Source organism: Dactylosporangium sp. NPDC050688 (genome assembly GCF_040654515.1).
Classification (GTDB): Bacteria; Actinomycetota; Actinomycetes; order Mycobacteriales; family Micromonosporaceae; genus Dactylosporangium.
On the sequence record NZ_JBFAIC010000001.1, the window covers coordinates 156,248 to 173,395 of the forward strand.

General features: G+C 72.5%; 19 protein-coding genes. 13 read left to right on the plus strand and 6 right to left on the minus strand.

Translation table 11 applies throughout. From position 1 onward, the window contains the following. Positions 1–39: 39 nt before the first annotated feature. Positions 40–909 carry a LysR substrate-binding domain-containing protein gene (locus AB0H83_RS00770; protein ID WP_360084614.1) on the minus strand — a complete coding sequence of 290 codons (870 nt, stop codon included), beginning with the start codon at positions 907–909 and terminating at the stop codon, positions 40–42. A 70-nt stretch (positions 910–979) separates the two neighbouring features. Here AB0H83_RS00770 and AB0H83_RS00775 point away from each other — a divergent pair, with 70 nt between their 5' ends. Further along, the gene (locus tag AB0H83_RS00775) at positions 980–1,327 is read left to right on the plus strand and encodes a nuclear transport factor 2 family protein (protein WP_360084617.1); all 348 of its coding nucleotides are present in this window, start codon (positions 980–982) and stop codon (positions 1,325–1,327) included. Here the strand turns inward: AB0H83_RS00775 and AB0H83_RS00780 are convergent. After that, a complete protein-coding gene (locus AB0H83_RS00780; protein WP_360084620.1) occupies positions 1,324–3,756 on the minus strand; it encodes an FAD-dependent oxidoreductase in 2,433 nt (810 codons plus the stop codon). The two genes, AB0H83_RS00775 and AB0H83_RS00780, sit on opposite strands and share 4 nt — an antisense overlap. Positions 3,757–3,956: 200 nt before the next feature. Here AB0H83_RS00780 and AB0H83_RS00785 point away from each other — a divergent pair, with 200 nt between their 5' ends. The 10 genes from AB0H83_RS00785 to AB0H83_RS00830 all read left to right on the plus strand — a co-directional run bounded on the left by AB0H83_RS00785 (position 3,957) and on the right by AB0H83_RS00830 (position 13,571). Continuing rightward, entirely contained in the window at positions 3,957–4,886 is a 930-nt protein-coding gene (locus AB0H83_RS00785) for a phosphotransferase (protein ID WP_360084623.1), read from the plus strand. Positions 4,887–4,904: 18 nt separating this feature from the next. Beyond that, positions 4,905–6,446, plus strand: a complete 1,542-nt coding sequence (locus tag AB0H83_RS00790) for an amino acid permease (RefSeq protein WP_360084626.1) — start codon at positions 4,905–4,907, stop codon at positions 6,444–6,446. A gap of 66 nt (positions 6,447–6,512) precedes the next feature. Next, the gene (locus tag AB0H83_RS00795) at positions 6,513–7,250 is read left to right on the plus strand and encodes an FCD domain-containing protein (RefSeq protein ID WP_360084629.1); all 738 of its coding nucleotides are present in this window, start codon (positions 6,513–6,515) and stop codon (positions 7,248–7,250) included. Positions 7,251–7,287: 37 nt separating this feature from the next. Beyond that, positions 7,288–8,613, plus strand: a complete 1,326-nt coding sequence (locus AB0H83_RS00800) for a glutamine synthetase family protein (RefSeq protein ID WP_360084632.1) — start codon at positions 7,288–7,290, stop codon at positions 8,611–8,613. 6 nt (positions 8,614–8,619) lie between these two features. Next, entirely contained in the window at positions 8,620–9,969 is a 1,350-nt protein-coding gene (locus AB0H83_RS00805) for an aldehyde dehydrogenase family protein (protein WP_360084635.1), read from the plus strand. After that, positions 9,970–10,737 (plus strand): 3-oxoacyl-ACP reductase, encoded by a 768-nt coding sequence (locus AB0H83_RS00810; protein WP_360084638.1) that lies wholly within the window; start codon positions 9,970–9,972, stop codon positions 10,735–10,737. Continuing rightward, positions 10,734–11,420: a gamma-glutamyl-gamma-aminobutyrate hydrolase family protein gene (locus tag AB0H83_RS00815; RefSeq protein ID WP_360084641.1), complete on the plus strand. Its 687-nt coding sequence runs from the start codon at positions 10,734–10,736 to the stop codon at positions 11,418–11,420. The genes AB0H83_RS00810 and AB0H83_RS00815 overlap by 4 nt, the downstream gene beginning before the upstream one ends. A gap of 9 nt (positions 11,421–11,429) precedes the next feature. Further along, a complete protein-coding gene (locus AB0H83_RS00820; RefSeq protein ID WP_360084645.1) occupies positions 11,430–12,323 on the plus strand; it encodes a TIGR03619 family F420-dependent LLM class oxidoreductase in 894 nt (297 codons plus the stop codon). Positions 12,324–12,327: 4 nt separating this feature from the next. Further along, the gene (locus tag AB0H83_RS00825; RefSeq protein ID WP_360084648.1) at positions 12,328–13,047 is read left to right on the plus strand and encodes a gamma-glutamyl-gamma-aminobutyrate hydrolase family protein; all 720 of its coding nucleotides are present in this window, start codon (positions 12,328–12,330) and stop codon (positions 13,045–13,047) included. 17 nt (positions 13,048–13,064) lie between these two features. Further along, entirely contained in the window at positions 13,065–13,571 is a 507-nt protein-coding gene (locus tag AB0H83_RS00830) for a Uma2 family endonuclease (protein WP_360084651.1), read from the plus strand. Here AB0H83_RS00830 and AB0H83_RS00835 read toward each other — a convergent pair. Beyond that, the gene (locus tag AB0H83_RS00835; protein WP_360084654.1) at positions 13,542–13,739 is read right to left on the minus strand and encodes a hypothetical protein; all 198 of its coding nucleotides are present in this window, start codon (positions 13,737–13,739) and stop codon (positions 13,542–13,544) included. The genes AB0H83_RS00830 and AB0H83_RS00835 overlap by 30 nt on opposite strands. Positions 13,740–13,791: 52 nt before the next feature. Here AB0H83_RS00835 and map point away from each other — a divergent pair, with 52 nt between their 5' ends. Together map and AB0H83_RS00845 are read left to right on the plus strand one after the other, a co-directional pair. Further along, entirely contained in the window at positions 13,792–14,649 is an 858-nt protein-coding gene (gene map / locus AB0H83_RS00840; RefSeq protein WP_360084657.1) for a type I methionyl aminopeptidase, read from the plus strand. A gap of 34 nt (positions 14,650–14,683) precedes the next feature. Then, the gene (locus tag AB0H83_RS00845) at positions 14,684–15,382 is read left to right on the plus strand and encodes a VIT1/CCC1 transporter family protein (RefSeq protein WP_360084660.1); all 699 of its coding nucleotides are present in this window, start codon (positions 14,684–14,686) and stop codon (positions 15,380–15,382) included. A gap of 229 nt (positions 15,383–15,611) precedes the next feature. On the opposite strand, the gene AB0H83_RS00850 is transcribed toward AB0H83_RS00845, so the two are convergent. The 3 genes from AB0H83_RS00850 to AB0H83_RS00860 form a co-directional block, all read right to left on the minus strand. Beyond that, positions 15,612–16,076, minus strand: a complete 465-nt coding sequence (locus tag AB0H83_RS00850; RefSeq protein WP_360084663.1) for a nitroreductase/quinone reductase family protein — start codon at positions 16,074–16,076, stop codon at positions 15,612–15,614. Then, complete coding sequence (locus tag AB0H83_RS00855) at positions 16,077–16,508, minus strand: DUF4439 domain-containing protein (RefSeq protein WP_360084666.1); 432 nt, start codon at positions 16,506–16,508, stop codon at positions 16,077–16,079. Positions 16,509–16,584: 76 nt separating this feature from the next. After that, entirely contained in the window at positions 16,585–17,049 is a 465-nt protein-coding gene (locus AB0H83_RS00860; protein ID WP_360084669.1) for a hypothetical protein, read from the minus strand. Positions 17,050–17,148 lie beyond the last annotated feature (99 nt).

A 17,148-nucleotide genomic window follows, 5' to 3' on the forward strand; every position in this document is an offset into this window, starting at 1 on the left:
TCAGGGCGGCCGGCGAGGACGGCCACCGGCGGGCGGGCGCTACCGGTACCGCGCGAAATGGGCCAGGAACGCCTCGGCCGCCGCCGGGCGTGGGCCCTCGCGGCGCCACGCGAGGCCGAGCCGCCCGCTGAGGGCCGGCCGGGTGATCCGCAGCGGATGCAGCCCCGCGTGCCCCCGCGCGATCGACGCCGGCAGGATCGCCACCCCGAGCCCGCGCGCCGCCAGCTGCGCCACCACCTGCGGCGTGCCGGCCTCGAACGCGACCAGCGGCGCGAAGCCGGCCGCCGCGCAGGCCGACTCGAGGATGCCGCGGATGCCGGTGCCGACCCGCAGGCAGACCAGCGGCCGCCCGCGCAGCTCGGCCACCCGCACGGCCGGGCGCCCGGCCCACTCGTGCCCCGGGGCGACGGCGGCGTCGACGGCCTCGTCGGTCAGCACCCGCACGTCGAGGTCGGGCGGCGGGGTGTCGTACGCGATGATCGCCGCGTCCAGGCGCCCCTCCCGCAGCCCGTCGACCAGCCGGTCGGTGGTGTCCTCGGCGAGGGTGATCTCCAGGCCCGGATGCGCGGCGTGGAAGTCGGCGAGCACCGTGGCCAGGTCGACGTCGTGCGAGGTCACGGTCCCGATCGCGACCCGGCCGCGGGCCAGGCCGGCCAGCTCGGCGGCGGTGCGCCGGGCGCCCTCGACGGCGGCGAGCGCGGCCCGCGCGTAGGGCAGCACCGCCGCGCCGGCCGCGGTGAGCCGCACCCGCCGCCCGGAGCGGTCCAGCAGGTCCTGGCCCAGCTCCCGCTCCAGCTTCCTGACCTGCGCGCTCACCCCGGGCTGCGCGATCCGCAGCCGGTCCGCCGCGCGGGTGAAGCTCGCCTCCTCGGCCACCGCCACGAGGTACGCCAGCTGATGCAACTCCATAAGTAGTGATTCTAGAAGTCAGCAGGAAGTGCTCTTGGCGTTATGGACGCGGGGTGGGCAGGGTGGAGGTATGACGAGCACAGCGAAGACACCCGAGGACCTGACCCGCCTGTTCGTCGAGCGGGCCAACGCCGGCGACGCCGAAGGGCTCGCCGCGCTGTACGAGGAGGGCGCCGTCCTGGCCTACCCGCCGGGCTCGACCACCGCCGGCCGGGCCGCGATCCGGGCCGTCTGCGAGGAGATGCTCCGGCACGTGCCGCACTTCGAGCTCGAGCCGCTGATCCCGACGGTCGTCAACGGCGACCTCGCCCTGACCGGCACCCGCTCCGCCGACGGCAAGGGCGGCCGCGTCCAGGTCGTGCGCCGCCAGCCCGACGGCAGCTGGCTGCGCGTCATTGACCGGCCCGAGCAACCTTAGGCGCGCACGCGGAGCATCTTCGGGTCGTAGAGGGGTTCGGCGCGCACGACGGCGGGGGACCAGCGGTCGAAGACGGAGACCTCGACGGGGGTGCCGACCGCCGTCGTCGCCGGCAGATAGGCATAGGCGATCGACGCGCCGACCCGGTATCCGAACCCGCCGGACGTGACCCGGCCGCACGGCACGCCACCGACGCGGACCGGCTCCCCGCCGAGGCAGACGGTGGCGGGATCGTCCAGCACGAGACAGCGCAGCACCCGGTCGGGGGCGTCGGGAAGGGCGTCCCGGCCGATGAAGTCCTTCGACCGGTCGACGAACGGGCCGAGGCCGGCGGAGATCGGGTCGGTGTCCGTGGTCAGGTCGGAGCCCCAGACGCGGTACCCCTTCTCCAGGCGCATCGCGTCGATCGCCCGGTACCCGCCGGGCCGCAGCCCGAGCGGCGCGCCGGCCGCCATCAGCAGGTCCCACAGGGTCAGCGTGTACTCGGCCGGGGCGTACAGCTCCCAGCCCAGCTCGCCGACGAACGTGACCCGCTGGGCGAGGACCGGCACCGGGCCGACCGTCAGGCGGCGGGCCCGCATGAACGGGAAGTCCACGTCGGACAGTGCGGCGTCGGTGAGCGGCTGCAGGATGTCGCGGGCGGCCGGTCCCCACAGGCACAGGCAGCCGTGGGCGGAGGTGACGTCGTCGACCGTCACCCCGGCACCGGCCGCCGCGGCGTGGCGGCGGATCCAGGCCGCGTCGCGCACGCCGCTGGCGGTGCTGGTGACGAGCCGGAAGTGTGCCTCGCCGAGCCGCGCGACGGTCAGGTCGGCCTCGACGCCGCCGCGGTGGTTGAGCATCGCGGTGTAGGTGAGGGTGCCCACGGGCCGGTCGACGTTGTTGGCGCACAGCCGTTGCAGCAGCCCGAGCGCGTCCGGCCCGCGCACGTCGAGCTTCGCGAACGACGACTGGTCGAACAGCCCGGCGGCGGTGGCGGTCGCGGCGACCTCGGCGGCGATCGCGGGCGACCAGGACCGCCCGGCCCAGCCGCGCGGCGCGGTCACGCCGTCGCCGGCGAGCGCGGCGTTGACGCCGAACCAGTTCGCCCGCTCCCAGCCGGCCTTCTCACCGAGCGCGGCGTCCAGGGTCGCCAGGCGCGGCCACACCGGGGACCGGCGCAGCGGCCGCCCGGCGGTCCACTCCTGCCCCGGGTACACGACGTCGTAGTAACGGGAGTAGCCGTCGAGTGCCTTGGTCGCGGCCCAGGTGCGGCTCGCGGCGTGCGCGCCGAAGCGCCGGACGTCCATCGTGGACACATCCCACTCCGGGGTGCCGTCGACGATCCACTCGGCGATCACCTTGCCGACGCCGCCGGCCGCGGCGAGCCCGTGGACGCAGAAGCCGGCGGCGACCCAGAAGCCGGCGACCGCGGTCTCGCCGAGCAGGAACTCCCCGTCGGGTGTGAACGCCTCCGGCCCGTGTACGACGCGGTCCATGCCCAGCGCGGCGAGGGCGGGGACCCGGTGCCGGGCGTTGCCCCACGACTCGGCGAACTTGCCCAGGTCGGGCTCGAACAGGGTGCGCGGCGCCGACAGCGGGTCGGGGTCGTCCCACAGCGACGGGTCGCGGACGTAGCCGCCGACGAGCAGCCCGCCCTCCGGCGAGGGGGCGCCGCGGAAGTACACGATCCGGTCGGGGTCGCGCACCGTCGGGATGTCCACCGTGGACCCGGCGTCCGGGATGGCGTCGGTGATGACGTACTGGTGCTTGATCGGCACGATCGGGACGTCGACGCCGGCGAGCCGGCCGACGTGCCCCGCGGCGGCGCCGGCCGCGTCGACGACGACCTCGGTGGCGATCCGCCCGGCGCTGGTGACCACGGCGGTGACCCGTCCGGCGGCCGTCTCGACGCCGGTGACCCGGACTCCGGTGACGATCCGTACGCCGAGCGCGGTGGCGCCGGCGGCGAGGGCGGCGGCCAGCTGTGCGGGCTCCAGCCAGCCGTCGCCGGGCAGCCAGCCCGCGGCGAGCACGTCGCCGACGTTGAGCAGCGGCAGCCGGTCCTTCGTCTCGGCCGGGCTCAGCAGGTCGAGCTCCAGCCCGTACGTGGTGGCGGAGCTGACCTGCCGCCGCAGCTCCTCGACGCGCTCCGGCGTGGTCGCCAGCCGCAGCCCGCCGACGCCGCGCCAGCCCGGGTCCAGGCCGGTCAGGTCGCGCAGCTCCGCGTACAGGCCGGACGAGTACATGATCATCCGGGTCTGGCTGACGGTGGAGCGCAGCTGCCCGACGAAGCCGGCCGAGTGCCAGGTCGTGCCCTCGGTCAGCGCGTGCTGCTCCAGCAGGACCACGTCGGTCCAGCCGAGCCGCGCCAGGTGGTACGCCACGCTGCAACCGGCGACGCCGCCGCCGATCACCACGACACGGGAAGCCTCTGGAAGCTCCGACATTGCATGATTGTGATCCCACGTGGCGGGCTTGTAAAAGGTCTGAAGCAATACCGGTAAACGCGAAGATCCCTCTTGACGGCCGGCTGTGGCAGGCGTTAACTGTGCCCCACTATGACGCCGGTCACTACAGCCCGCAGGGTGTAAAAGGTCTGTAACCGGCGTCGGACCGCGCGGCGAAGGGGCCGGGTGCCATGACTGCGGTGCCGTCCATCGCGGACCTGCTGGAGCGGGTCCCGTCGTGGATGGGCCGCGCGGTCGAATGGCAGCGGCTGCAGGGCGGGCTGTCCCACCACATCTACCGGGTCGACGTCGACTGCGTGCCCTACGTCCTGCGGGTTCTCGAGCCGGCGGTGTCCGCCGCCGGCCTCGGTATCCCGCCGGAGCAGGAGATCGCCAACACCGTCCTCGCAGCGCACACCGTCGGCGCGCAGGTCTACGAGGTCCTGCCGGACGTGCCGGCGGTCGTCATCGAGTACCTCCCGGGACGGACCCTCGGCGCCGCCGAGGTGCGCCGCCCCGAGATCATCCCGTCCATCGCGACCGCCTGCCGGCGGCTGCACGCGGGGCCGGCGTTCGGCAACGACTTCGACATCTTCGTCAAGCGCGCCGAACTGCTCGACGTCTGCGCGCGGCACGACCTGCCGCTGCCCGGCGGCTACCTGGACCGTTCGTCCACAGTGGATGCCATCGCGGCCGCGCTCGCCGTGGCACCGCTGCCGAGCGTGCCGTGCCACAACGACCTGCTGGCGGAGAACTTCATCGCCACCGGCGACGGCGTGCGGATCATCGACTACCAACTGTCCGGCAACAACGACCCCGCCTTCGAGCTCGGCGACGTCGCCGCGGAGGCCGACTACGACCCGGATCTGGCCGGCCTGCTGGCGGGGGAGTACTTCGCCGACGCCGACGAGACCCTCCGCGCGAGGGTCCGGCTGTATCAAGTCGCGTCCAACGTCACCTGGACGCTGTGGTTCACCGTCCACCACGGACTGCTGTCGGCCCGGGACCAAGGCGCGTTCGACTACGCGGCGGAGGCGGCCGACAAGTGGGGTCAGGCCCAGGAGGCACTGGACGACCCCGGACTCGGCAGGCTCCTGGCGGCGGTCTCCGGAAGGACCCCCCACCCCTAAGAACGCAAGGAGGTGCCCATGGCATCACCGACCGTCGACGCCGACGAACAGCGGCTCGCCGAGCTGGGCTACAAGCAGGAGCTGCGGCGCAAGTGGAGCGGCTTCTCCAACTTCGCCATCTCGTTCTCCATCATCTCCATCCTCGCCGGCTGCTTCACCACGTTCGGCCAGGCGTGGATGAACGGCGGCCCGGTCGCCATCTCGTGGGGCTGGCCGCTCATCTCGGTCTTCATCCTGATCATCGGCTTCTGCATGTCGGAGCTGGTGTCGGCGTACCCGACGGCCGGCGGCATCTACTGGTGGGCCGCGAAGATGGGCAAGCCGATCCACGGCTGGTTCACCGGGTGGCTGAACCTGGTCGGCCTGATCGCCGTCACGGCGTCGGTGGACTACGGCTGCGCGACGTTCATGAGCCTGGTGCTCGACGCGTACACCTCGTGGGACAGCGGGAACCTGTACCTGACGTTCCTGCTCTTCGTGATCATCCTGGCGCTGCACGCGGCCATCAACATCTTCGGCCACAACGTCATCGACGTGCTGCAGAACGTCTCGGTGTGGTGGCACGTGTTCGGCGCGGCCGCGGTCGTGCTGATCCTGGTGTTCGTCCCGGAGAAGCACCAGAGCCTGGAGTTCGTGTTCACCGAGCGGTTCAACAACTCCGGCTACTCCGACGCGCTGTACTGGTTCCTGGTGCTGCCGTTCGGCTTCCTGCTCACCCAGTACACGATCACCGGCTTCGACGCGTGCGCGCACGTGTCGGAGGAGACCAAGGGCGCGTCCACGGCCGCCGCGAAGGGCCTGTGGCGGTCCATCTTCTACTCGGCGATCGGCGGCTGGATCCTGCTGCTGTCGTTCCTGTTCGCGGCGAACGACGTCGAGGCCATCACCGCGGCCTACGGGTTCTCGGGTGCGGTGTTCGAGACGGCGCTGAGCTCCGGTTTCTTCAAGGCGGTCATCCTCATCTCCACCATCGGGCAGTTCTTCTGCGGCATGAGCTGCGTGACGAGCATGTCCCGGATGACCTACGCGTTCAGCCGGGACCGGGCCGTGCCCGGCTGGCAGCTGTGGTCCAAGGTGGACCGCAACGGCACCCCGGTCAACGCGATCCTCGGCGCCTCGATGGCCGGGCTCGTGCTGACGCTGCCGGCGCTGTGGAAGAGCCCGCTCGGGGTGCCCACCGCCTTCTACGCGGTGGTCTCCGTCGCGGTCATCGGCCTGTACCTGGCCTTCCTGATCCCGATCTACCTGCGGCTGAAGATGGGCGACCGGTTCGTGCCCGGCCCGTGGACGCTCGGCAGCAAGTACAAGGTGCTGGGCTGGATCGCGGTCGCCGAGATCGCGATCATCTCGGTCTACTTCGTGCTGCCGCTGTCGCCGGCCGCGATCCCCGGCAACAAGGACTTCTCCTGGCTGAACGTCAACTACGCGCCGCTGGCGATCCTGCTGGTCATCGGCGGGGCGGCGCTGTGGTGGACGCTGTCGGCGAAGCACTGGTTCAAGGGGCCGATCCGCACGATCGACGAAGCGGTCGCGGAGGACACCGCCGCTTCGGTCGATTAGGGAATGATGTGGTCCGGGCGGCGTGCGAACGCCGCCCGGACCACGAGGCGAGGAGGGCGGATGCCGGTGGCCACTGAGCCCCTGTCGGGTGTGCCGATGTGGCGACCGGTGCGGGGCGGCAACGCCTTCGAGATCACCGTGGCGCGGCTGGCCCAGGCGATCCGGCTGGGTCTGGTCCCGGTCGGCGAGCGCCTTCCCCCGGAGCGGGAGCTGGCCGAGCGCCTCCAGGTGAGCCGGGTGACGCTGCGCGAGGCCATCGCCGCGCTGCGGGAGGCCGGCTTCCTCGAGTCGCGGCGCGGGCGCTCCGGCGGCACGTTCGTGGTGCGCTCCACCGGCGAATCGCACGCCGACGCGGCCGAGCAGGACGCCGCCGCGCTGGCCCGCGAGATGGGCGACGCGCTGCACGACGCTCTCGACTTCCGGCGGGTCCTGGAGCCCGGCGCCGCCGCGCTGGCCGCGACCCGCGCCCTGTCCGCCGCCGACCGCGCGCACCTGGTCGCCTGCCTGGCCGCGGCCCGGACCAGGGACCCGCGGACCCGGCGGGTCAACGACTCCCGGCTGCACCTGGCGATCGCCGCGGCGAGCGGCTCGACGTCGGTGGCCGCCTCGATCGCCGACGTGCAGCTGCGCCTGGACCGGCTGCTCGCCGCGATCCCGGTGCTGCGCCGCAACCTGGACCACTCCGACGCCCAGCACGAGCGGGTCGTCGAGGCGATCCTCGCCGGCGACCCGGTGGTGGCGCGCACCGGGATGGAAGAGCACTGCGACGCGACCGCGGCCCTGTTGCGCGGCCTGCTCGGTTGAGTTTATGGTTTGTTTCTAGACCTTTAGGGGTGCATCGATGCTGACGCTCGAGCAGCTGCGCGTCGCCGTGGCCGAACGCGAGATCGACACCGTCGTCGTGGCGATCACCGACATGCAGGGCCGGCTGCAGGGCAAGCGGTTCCACGCCCAGCACTTCCTGGCGGAGGTCGTCGCGCACGGCACGGAGGGCTGCAACTACCTGCTCGCCGTGGACGTCGACATGAACACCGTCGACGGCTACGCGATGTCGTCCTGGTCCAGCGGCTACGGCGACTTCGCGATGATCCCCGACTTCAGCACCCTGCGGCGCATCCCGTGGCAGCCCGGCACCGCGCTCGTCCTGGCGGACCTGCGCTGGCTCGACGGCGAGCGGCCCGTCGCCGCCTCCCCGCGGCAGATCCTGCAGGCCCAGCTGGCCGGGCTGGCCGAGGCCGGGTACACCGCCTACACCGGCACCGAGCTGGAGTTCGTCGCGTACCGCGACTCCTACGAGGAGGCGTACGCCAAGGGGTACCGCGACCTCACCCCCGCCAACGTGTTCAACGCCGACTACTCGCTGCTGCAGACCGCCCGGATCGAGCCGCTGCTGCGCCGCATCCGCAACGACATGGCCGGCGCCGGCCTCGTCCCCGAGAGTGCGAAGGGCGAGTGCAACCTCGGCCAGCACGAGATCGCGTTCCGCTACGACGAGGCTCTGCGCAACGCCGACGGGCACGTGCTGTACAAGAACGGCGCCAAGGAGATCGCGGCGTTGGAGGGCGTGTCCATCACGTTCATGGCCAAGCCGAACGCGCGCGAGGGCAACTCCTGCCACATCCACTTCTCCCTGAGAAGGGACGGGCAGCGGGTCGACGAACCCACCTTCCACCACGCGATGGCCGGCCTGCTGGCCACCATGCGCGAGTTCACCCTCATGTACGCGCCGAACATCAACTCCTACAAGCGCTACCAGCCCGGCTCGTTCGCGCCGACCGCCGTGCGCTGGGGCAACGACAACCGCACGTGCGCCCTGCGCGTCGTCGGCCACGGCGCGTCGCTGCGGGTCGAGAACCGGGTCCCCGGCGCCGACGTCAACCCCTACCTGGCGATCGCCGCGATGACCGCCGGCGCGCTGCACGGCATCCGCAACGAGCTGCCGCTGGAGGACATCTTCACCGGCAACGCCTACCAGGACGGCACCGCGCCGCGGGTGCCCTCCACCCTGCGCGAGGCGCTCACCCTCTGGGAGGGAAGCGGCCTGGCCCGCGCCGCGTTCGGCGAGGACGTCGTCGCCCATTACGCCAACAACGCCCGGGTCGAGCTGGCAGCGTTTGACGCGGCGGTTACGGACTGGGAACTCCAGCGCGGCTTCGAAAGGCTGTAGAACCACATGCATGACGTCATCTCGCCGGTGACCGGACAGGTCATCGCGTCGGTGCCCGCCACGGGCCTGGAAGAGACCGACGCGGCGATCGCGCGGGCACACGAGGCGTTCCGGTCCTGGCGGGCCGTGGCCCCCGGCGACCGGGCCCGGCTGCTGCGCCGCTTCGCCGCGCTCGTCGACGAGCACAACGAGGAGCTCGCGCAGCTGGAGGTCCGCAACTCCGGGCACACCATCGGCAACGCGCGGTGGGAAGCCGGCAACGTCCGCGACGTGCTCAACTACTACGCCGGGGCGCCCGAGCGGCTCAGCGGCCGGCAGATCCCCGTCGCCGGCGGCATGGACGTCACGTTCTACGAGCCGCTGGGCGTCGTCGGCGTCATCGTGCCGTGGAACTTCCCGATGCCGATCGCCGGCTGGGGCTTCGCCCCGGCGCTCGCCGCCGGTAACACCGTGGTCCTCAAGCCCGCCGAGCTCACCCCGCTGACCGCCATCCGCCTGGCCGAGCTGGCGCTGGACGCCGGGCTGCCCGAGGGCGTGTTCACGGTGCTGCCGGGCAAGGGCTCCGTCGTCGGCGAGCGCTTCGTCACCCACCCGCTCGTGCGCAAGGTCTGCTTCACCGGCTCCACCGAGGTCGGCAAGCGCATCATGGCCGGCTGCGCCGAGCAGGTGAAGCGGGTGACCCTCGAGCTCGGCGGCAAGAGCGCCAACATCGTCTTCGCCGACGCCGACCTGGCCAAGGCCGCCGCGGGCGCGCCCGGCGCGGTCTTCGACAACGCCGGCCAGGACTGCTGCGCCCGGTCCCGCCTGCTGGTCCAGTCCAGCGTGTACGACAGGTTCATGGGCCTGCTGGAGGAGTCGGTCAAGGCGTTCCGCTGCGAGGACCCGGCCCTGGAGACCGCACAGATGGGGCCTTTGATCAGCGAAGGGCAGCTGGCGTCCGTGCGGTCCTACGTGCAGGACGTGGCGTTCACCGGCTCCGCGCCCGACGGCCCCGGCTACTGGATGGCGCCGACCGTGATCGAGGCGTCATCGGTCCAGGACCGGCACTGGCGCGAGGAGATCTTCGGCCCGGTGCTGTCGGTGCTGCGCTTCGACGACGAGGCCGACGCGATCCGCCTCGCCAACGACACCGAATACGGACTGTCCGGCTCCATCTGGACCGGCGACCTCGGCCGCGGCATCCGTGTCGCCCGGGGCGTCGAGGCCGGCAACCTCAGCGTCAACTCCAACTCCTCGGTGCGGTACTGGACGCCCTTCGGCGGCGTGAAGCAGTCCGGCCTCGGCCGTGAGCTCGGCCCGGACGCGCTCGCCGCGTTCAGCGAAGTCAAGAACGTCTTCTTCAGCACGGAGGTCTAAGTGCAGGCTCGTCTCCAGGACCGGGTCGCGGTCATCACCGGCGCCGGCAGCGGCATCGGGCTCGCCACGGCGCGCCGCTTCGCGTCCGAGGGCGCGAAGGTCGTCGCGGTCGACCTCAACCCCGACGCGGGCAGGGCCGCCGCCGAGGAGGTGGGCGGCGAGTTCGTGGCCGCCGACGTCGCCGACGAGCAGGCCGTCAAGGCGCTCTTCGACGGCGTCGCCGAGCGGTACGGCCGGCTCGACATCGCGTTCAACAACGCCGGCATCTCCCCGCCCGACGACGACTCGATCCTCGACACCGGGCTGGAGGCCTGGGAGCGGGTGCTGAAGGTCAACACGACCAGCGTCTACTTCTGCTGCAAGTACGCCATCCCGCATATGCGCGCGCAGGGCAAGGGTTCGATCATCAACACCGCGAGCTTCGTGGCGCTGCTGGGCGCGGCCACCTCGCAGATCGCCTACACCGCGAGCAAGGGCGCCGTGCTGTCCATGACCCGCGAGCTCGGCGTCCAGTTCGCCCGCGAGGGCATCCGGGTCAACGCGCTGTGCCCCGGGCCGATCGCCACCCCGCTGCTCATGGAGCTGTTCGCCAAGGACCCGGAGCGGGCCGCGCGGCGCCTCGTGCACGTGCCGATGGGCCGCTTCGGCGAGCCCGAGGAGATCGCCGGCGCGGTCGCGTTCCTCGCCAGCGACGACGCCTCGTTCATCACCGCCTCCACGTTCGTCGTCGACGGCGGCATCACCGGCGCGTACGTCACCCCGCTGTGACCCCCGTCGTCGGCATCACCGCGTACGTCGAGCCGGCCCGCTGGGGTGTCTGGGACACCCGGGCCGTGCTCGTCCCCGCGGGGTACGTGCGGATGGTGCGGGAGGCGGGTGCTCTGCCGGTCGTGCTGCCCCCGTCCCCGGACGACGCCGCCGACCTGATCCGCCGCCTCGACGGGCTGGTCCTGGCCGGCGGCGCGGACATCGAGCCGGCGCACTACGGCGCGCCGGCCCACCCGCTGACGAAGACCCGGCCGGACCGCGACAGCGGCGAGCTCGCCGTGCTCGCCGCCGCGCTGGACGCCGACCTGCCGGTGCTGGGCGTCTGCCGCGGCATGGAGCTGCTCGCCGTGGCCTGCGGCGGCACGCTCATCCAGCACCTGCCCGACGTGCTGGGCAACGAGCGGCACCAGCCGGCGCCCGGCGTCTACGGCGCCCACCCGGCCCGCTTCGCGCCCGGCTCCCGGGCCGCCGAGATCTTCGGCGCGGTGGCGGAGGTCAACTCGTACCACCACCAGGCCGTCGACGACCCGGGCACCCTGACCGTGACCGGCTGGGCCGACGACGACGTCATCGAGGCCGTCGAGCTCCCGGCGCGCCGCTTCGTGCTCGGCGTGCAGTGGCATCCGGAGGAAGCCGCGGACGTCCGGCCGTTCGCCGCGCTCGTGCGGGCGATTCCTGGGTAGGTTGGGCGCATGCGCGTCGGTTTCGGACTGCCGGTGTCAGGGTCGTGGGCCGCACCGGACATCCTCGCGGAGGTCGCCGCCGAGGCGGAGCGGCTCGGCTACGACTCGCTGTGGACCTTCCAGCGGCTGCTGTCCGCCGACGCTCCGGTGTACCGCAGCGTCCTCGACCCGATCGTCGCGCTGGCCTTCACGGCCGCCCGCACCAGCCGCATCCGGCTCGGCGTCGCCGTGATCAACCTGCCGTTCGTGTCGCCGGTGGTGCTCGCCAAGCAGATCTCGACCCTCGACGTGCTCAGCGACGGCCGGGTCGACCTCGGCCTCGGCGGCGGCTGGTCGCCGGACGAGTTCACCGCGACCGGCGCCTCGAGCGCCCACCGGGCCCGGCGGACCCGCGAATACGTGGCGGTGCTGCGGGCGCTGTGGTCCGGTGAGGCCTCCTTCGACGGCGAGTTCTACACCGTGCCGCCGAGCCGCATGGAGCCCCGGCCCGTGCAGCGCCCCGGCGTGCCGATCCTGCTCGGCGGGGCCGTCCCGGCCGCGATCCGCCGGGCGGGCGAGATCGGCGACGGCTGGGTCAGCCGGTCCGCGACCGACCTGTCCGGCATCGCCGCCGACATCGCGCTGGTACGGCAGGGCGCCGAGTCCTCCGGCCGCCCCGAGCCGCGCATCGTCTGCCGGGGTGTGCTCAAGCTCACCGGCGCGGAGCTGCCCGCCGACGGCCGCCCGCCGCTGGCCGGCAGCTACGAGCAGATCCGCGAGGGCACCGCCTGGCTCGCCACGCAGGGCGTCACCGAGGTCTTCTACGACCTCAACTGGGATCCGCTGGCCGGCCTGGAGCCCGCCGCCGCCCGGGACAGGGCGCTGGAGATCCTGCACGACCTCGCACCCGTGGGACTAGGTTGATGACATGTCGCGACCGGTGATCGGCCTGACCACCTACGCCGAGGAGACCCGCTTCGGGCTCAACGACACCTTCTCGGCCGTGCTCCCGCTGTCCTACGTGCACGCGGTGCACGCCTCCGGCGGCCGGGCGGTCCTCGTGACCCCCGACGACCCCGACATCGACGTCCTGGACGGGCTCGACGGGATCATGTTCACCGGCGGCTCCGACGTGAACCCCGACCTGTACGGTGAGCCGCCCCACGCCACCACGAAGGTCAAGCCCGAGCGCGACGCCGCCGAGCTGCTGCTCATGCGCGCCGCCCTCGCCCAGGACCTGCCGGTGCTGGGCATCTGCCGGGGCATGCAGCTCATGTGCGTCGCCTACGGCGGCCGGCTGCACCAGCACCTGCCCGACGTCCTGGGCCACAACGACCACCGGCCGGTCAGCGGCCCGAAGTTCGGCGAGCACCCGGTCGTCCTGACCGCCGGCACCCTCGCCGCCAAGATCCTCGGCCCCGCGGTCACGGTCAACTCGTTTCACCACCAGGGGTGTGCGGACCCGGGCTCGCTCGTGCCGACCGGCTGGTGTCCCGACGACAACCTCGTCGAGGTCGTCGAGGACCCGTCGAAGTCCTTCGCCCTGGGCGTGCAGTGGCACCCCGAGGACACCACGGACTTCCGCGTCTTCGCCGCCTTCATCGAGGCCGCCCGCGCCCGCCGCTCCTCTGTGGCCATACGGCCATAAGGCGCTACGATCGTCGTATGTGGATCGTCGTCCCGTCCGGGGATCTGACCGTGGAGACGGTGCTGTCCCTCAAGCGCACCGGGGAGGTCCCGGTCGAATTACATGAGGGAACATTGCGGATTCCGCCGCCGCACTTCTGGTGGCGCCAGAAAACGGCCACCACCGTGACGAGACATTTCCGGCAACTTGGTCGCGCAGCGCTTCCCGGCATCGGGATCCGCCTGGGTGAACGCAGTTACCGCATCCCAGACGTGGTTGTCCTCCGCGCGGGTGTCGCATTCGACCAGGATGCGCTGCTGCAGGAGCCTGAAAAGGTGGACATGGTGGTCGAAGTCGTCGAGCCGGCCTCCGCGGATGAGGACCGGCTCGTCAAGCCGCATGTCTATGCACGGGCCGGCATCCCGAACTACTGGATCGTCGACCGAGGAGTGGTCAGCGTCAACGCCCTGCGGGCGGACCGATATGTGCCCCTTCGCGAGGTCCCGCTGGAGGAGCTACTCGCCGGTGGCGGCGGACTCGGCTGAGGTGCGGTGGTCGATGCGCAGATCGGGGGACGACTCGCGGTAGTGCTCGCGGTCGTCGGAGTCCTGCAGGAGCGCCTCCGCCTGGGCCTGCGGGTCCTCGCTGCCGGCGGCCAGTTCCTCGGGCAGGAGCTCCTCGGCGCGGCTGGTGACGCGGTCGTCGTCGATCATGCCCAGGGGTTACCCAGACCACGCCGGGTTGATGCGCGTTAGGCTTTTCGGCATGACGGTCCGCGCTCCGCTAGCCCCCGGCACGCAAACCCCCTGGCGCCAGGTTCCAGCCTCCATCCCGCGCCCCGAATACGTGGGCAAACGCGGGCCGAGCAAGCATCGCGGGTCCGACGTGCAGACGCCGGAGATCATCGATCGGATGCGGGTCGCGAGCCGGCTCGCGGCGCAGGCGACGGTGCTGGCCGGCGAGCACGCCAAGCCGGGCGTGACCACGGACGAGATCGACCGGGTCGTGCACGAGTTCCTGTGCGACCACGGCGCCTACCCCTCGACGCTGGGCTACAAGGGGTTCCCGAAGTCGTGCTGCACCTCGCTCAACGAGGTGATCTGCCACGGCATCCCCGACTCGACGGTGATCGAGGACGGCGACATCCTCAACGTCGACGTGACCGCGTTCATCGGCGGGGTGCACGGCGACACCAACCAGACCTTCTGCGTCGGTGACGTCGCCGAGGAGGACCGGCTGCTGGTCGAGCGGACCCGCGAGGCGATGATGCGGGGCATCCGCGCCGTCGCGCCGGGGCGGCCGCTCAACGCGATCGGGCGGGTCATCGAGGCGTATGCGAAACGTTTCGGCTACGGCGTGGTGCGCGACTTCACCGGGCACGGCATCAACGAGGTGTTCCACACCGGGCTCTACGTGCCGCACTACGACAACCCGCGGCTCACCACGATCATGGAGCCCGGCATGACGTTCACGATCGAGCCGATGATCACGCACGGCACGCACGAGTACAACATCTGGAAGGACGGCTGGACGGTCGTCACCAAGGACCGCAAGTGGACGGCGCAGTTCGAGCACACCATCGTGGTGACCGATGACGGCTACGAGATCCTGACCCTGCCGTGACCGGCCCCGTGAGCGCACCGGGCCCGGTGGCGGCATGACGCACCCCGCCGCCGAGGACGCGCATCATCATGCCGACGTGTCGGGTGGGTGGCTGCGGGCCGCCGTGTTCGGCGCCATGGACGGGCTCGTCACCAACATCGCGCTGATCGCCGGGGTCGGCGGCGGCGGGATCTCGCCGCGCACGATCGTGCTCACCGGCACGGCCGGGCTGGTCGCCGGGGCGATCTCGATGGGGCTGGGCGAGTTCACGAGCGTCCGCGCGCAGAACGAGCAGATCGCCGCGGAGGTCGCGAAGGAGCGCCGGGAGCTGACCCGCTTCCCGCAGGAGGAGGCCGCGGAGCTCGCCCGGATCTGGCAGGCCCGCGGGCTGCCCGAGGACCTGGCGATGCAGGTCGCCTCGACGCTGGGGCAGGACATCGACGAGGCGGTCCGGGTCCACGCGCAGGAGGAGCTCGGCGTCGACCCGGACGACGCGCCCAGCCCGTGGGTCGCGGCCGGGTCGTCGTTCGTGTGCTTCTCGATCGGTGCGCTGGTGCCCCTGATGCCGTATCTGCTCGGCGCCACCACCCTGTGGCCGGCGCTGGCCGCGGGCGGTGCGGGGCTGTTCGTCGCGGGGGCGTTGATCGCCCGGTACACCCGGCGGCCCTGGTGGGCCTCCGGTCTGCGGCAGCTGCTGCTCGGTGCGGCGGCGGCCGGGGCGACGTATCTGGTCGGTCGGCTCATCGGGGTGTGAGTGACCTGGCCCGTCCGGGAAGGTGGTGGTCTTCCCGGACGGCAGGGCTCACGAGACGGGTGTCGTTTAACGACGCGGCTGCATCGTCGGACCGGCCCAAGCGGTGCGGCGCATGTCGGTCTCCTCTCGTTCGGACGCTCGTGGCGTGATGCAACGATCGTCGCGGAGCGGACACGTCCATGGGGTCTCGCGCCCTTGCGATGGCACGCTTTCGGGAGTACTGGAGGTTTCAGATCCCGCGCAGGCGGAATATCCGGATTTCTCGCCCCGCGGCCCGCTCCTGGTACGTGCGGTACGCCGGCCAGCTCGTGGTCAGCACCTCCAGCAGGCGGGCCCGCTCGCCGTCGCAGACCAGCTCGGCGGTGGCCGGCAGCTCCCGGTTCTTCCAGGTGATCGAGCAGCGGGGGTCGGCCAGCAGGTTGGCGGTCCACGCCGGGTGGTGCGCCTGGCCCCAGTTGGAGCCGATCACGATGAAGTCCTCGCCGTCGCGGACGAACAGCAGCGGCTGCGAGCGGGGCTGCCCGGACCTGCGCCCGGTGGTGGTGAGCAGCAGCGTGTTGACGCCGGCGGCGTTGATCGGCACGATCCGCCCCTTGGAGCGGCGCTGCAGCCACCGGTCGAGGCGCACCACCCGCCGGGCCGCCGCGGCGAACCACGGCCGGTGCCCGAGCCGCTTCAGGATCCTGCCGAGCATCTAGACCTTCCCGGGGAACGCGCTGGTCACCGGCGTCGTGCCGGCGGCCCGGCGCAGGGCGGCGCCGCGCGCGGCGCAGTCGACGAGTGCGTCGAGGGCGAGCTTGCGCACCTCGCCGGCGGTCGGGGGCAGGGCCAGGCGCCACTGCGCGGCGGTGCGGTCCTCCACCATGGCGAGCAGCTTCAGGGCCGAGGCCCGGTCGGTGACGGCGAACGGCAGCGCGTACGCGGGCGCCGCGGGCGGCGTCGTGACCCCGGCGCCGGACAGCCGGACCACGAGGGCGTCGCGGCGGGTCCGGTGGGCCGCCTCGGCGGCGCGGGCCAGGCCGACGGTGCCGCCGTCGAGCTTGGCGCCGGCCGCGCCGTAGGCGTAGATCGCGGCGTGCTCGGCCTGCAGCGCGGCGATCAGCCGCTCGTCGGCGGGCGTCGTCATGCGGGCACCCCCGACGTGAGCTCCGCTGCGTCGCCCCCGCGGAGCGGAGGCGACGGCCGGACCGCCGGGGTAGCGATCATGTGAGCACCTCCAGGTGGGCGGCGCGGCAGGCGGCGATCGAGCCGAGCAGGGCCGCGCGGTACGCCGGCGCGGCCAGGCAGGCGCCGGTCGCGTCCTCCTGGCCCGCCTTCTCCAGGCCGGCGAGCTCCTTCACCGCGGCCGCCTGGTCCTGCACGACCGGGCCCGCGGAGGCGCTCTGCGCGGGCATCGGGCCGTGCTCGTCGAGCCCGACCTCGCGGGCCAGGGCCACGACGTGGGCGGCGTGGTTGTCCTTGAGCGGGCCGAGGCGGTCCTGCAGGGCGGGGAACGCGGTGAGCACCTCGGCGTAGCGGTCCCGCAGCGCGACGGTGCGCGACAGCAGCGGCAGGAGCACGTCGGGCGCCGGGTGCCAGGTGACCGCCGCGCGCTTCGGCACGTCGCAGGCGGTGAGGGTCGTCATTGCCGCGGCTGCGGCGGCGAGGACGGCTCTACGGGAGGACACGGGCACAGTGAACACTATCCGGGCCCTTTCCGGTGCGCACGACCCACCTTCGCATTGCCGGTAGGCACCCGGTGGGAGCGCCGCCGGAACGCCGGAGGT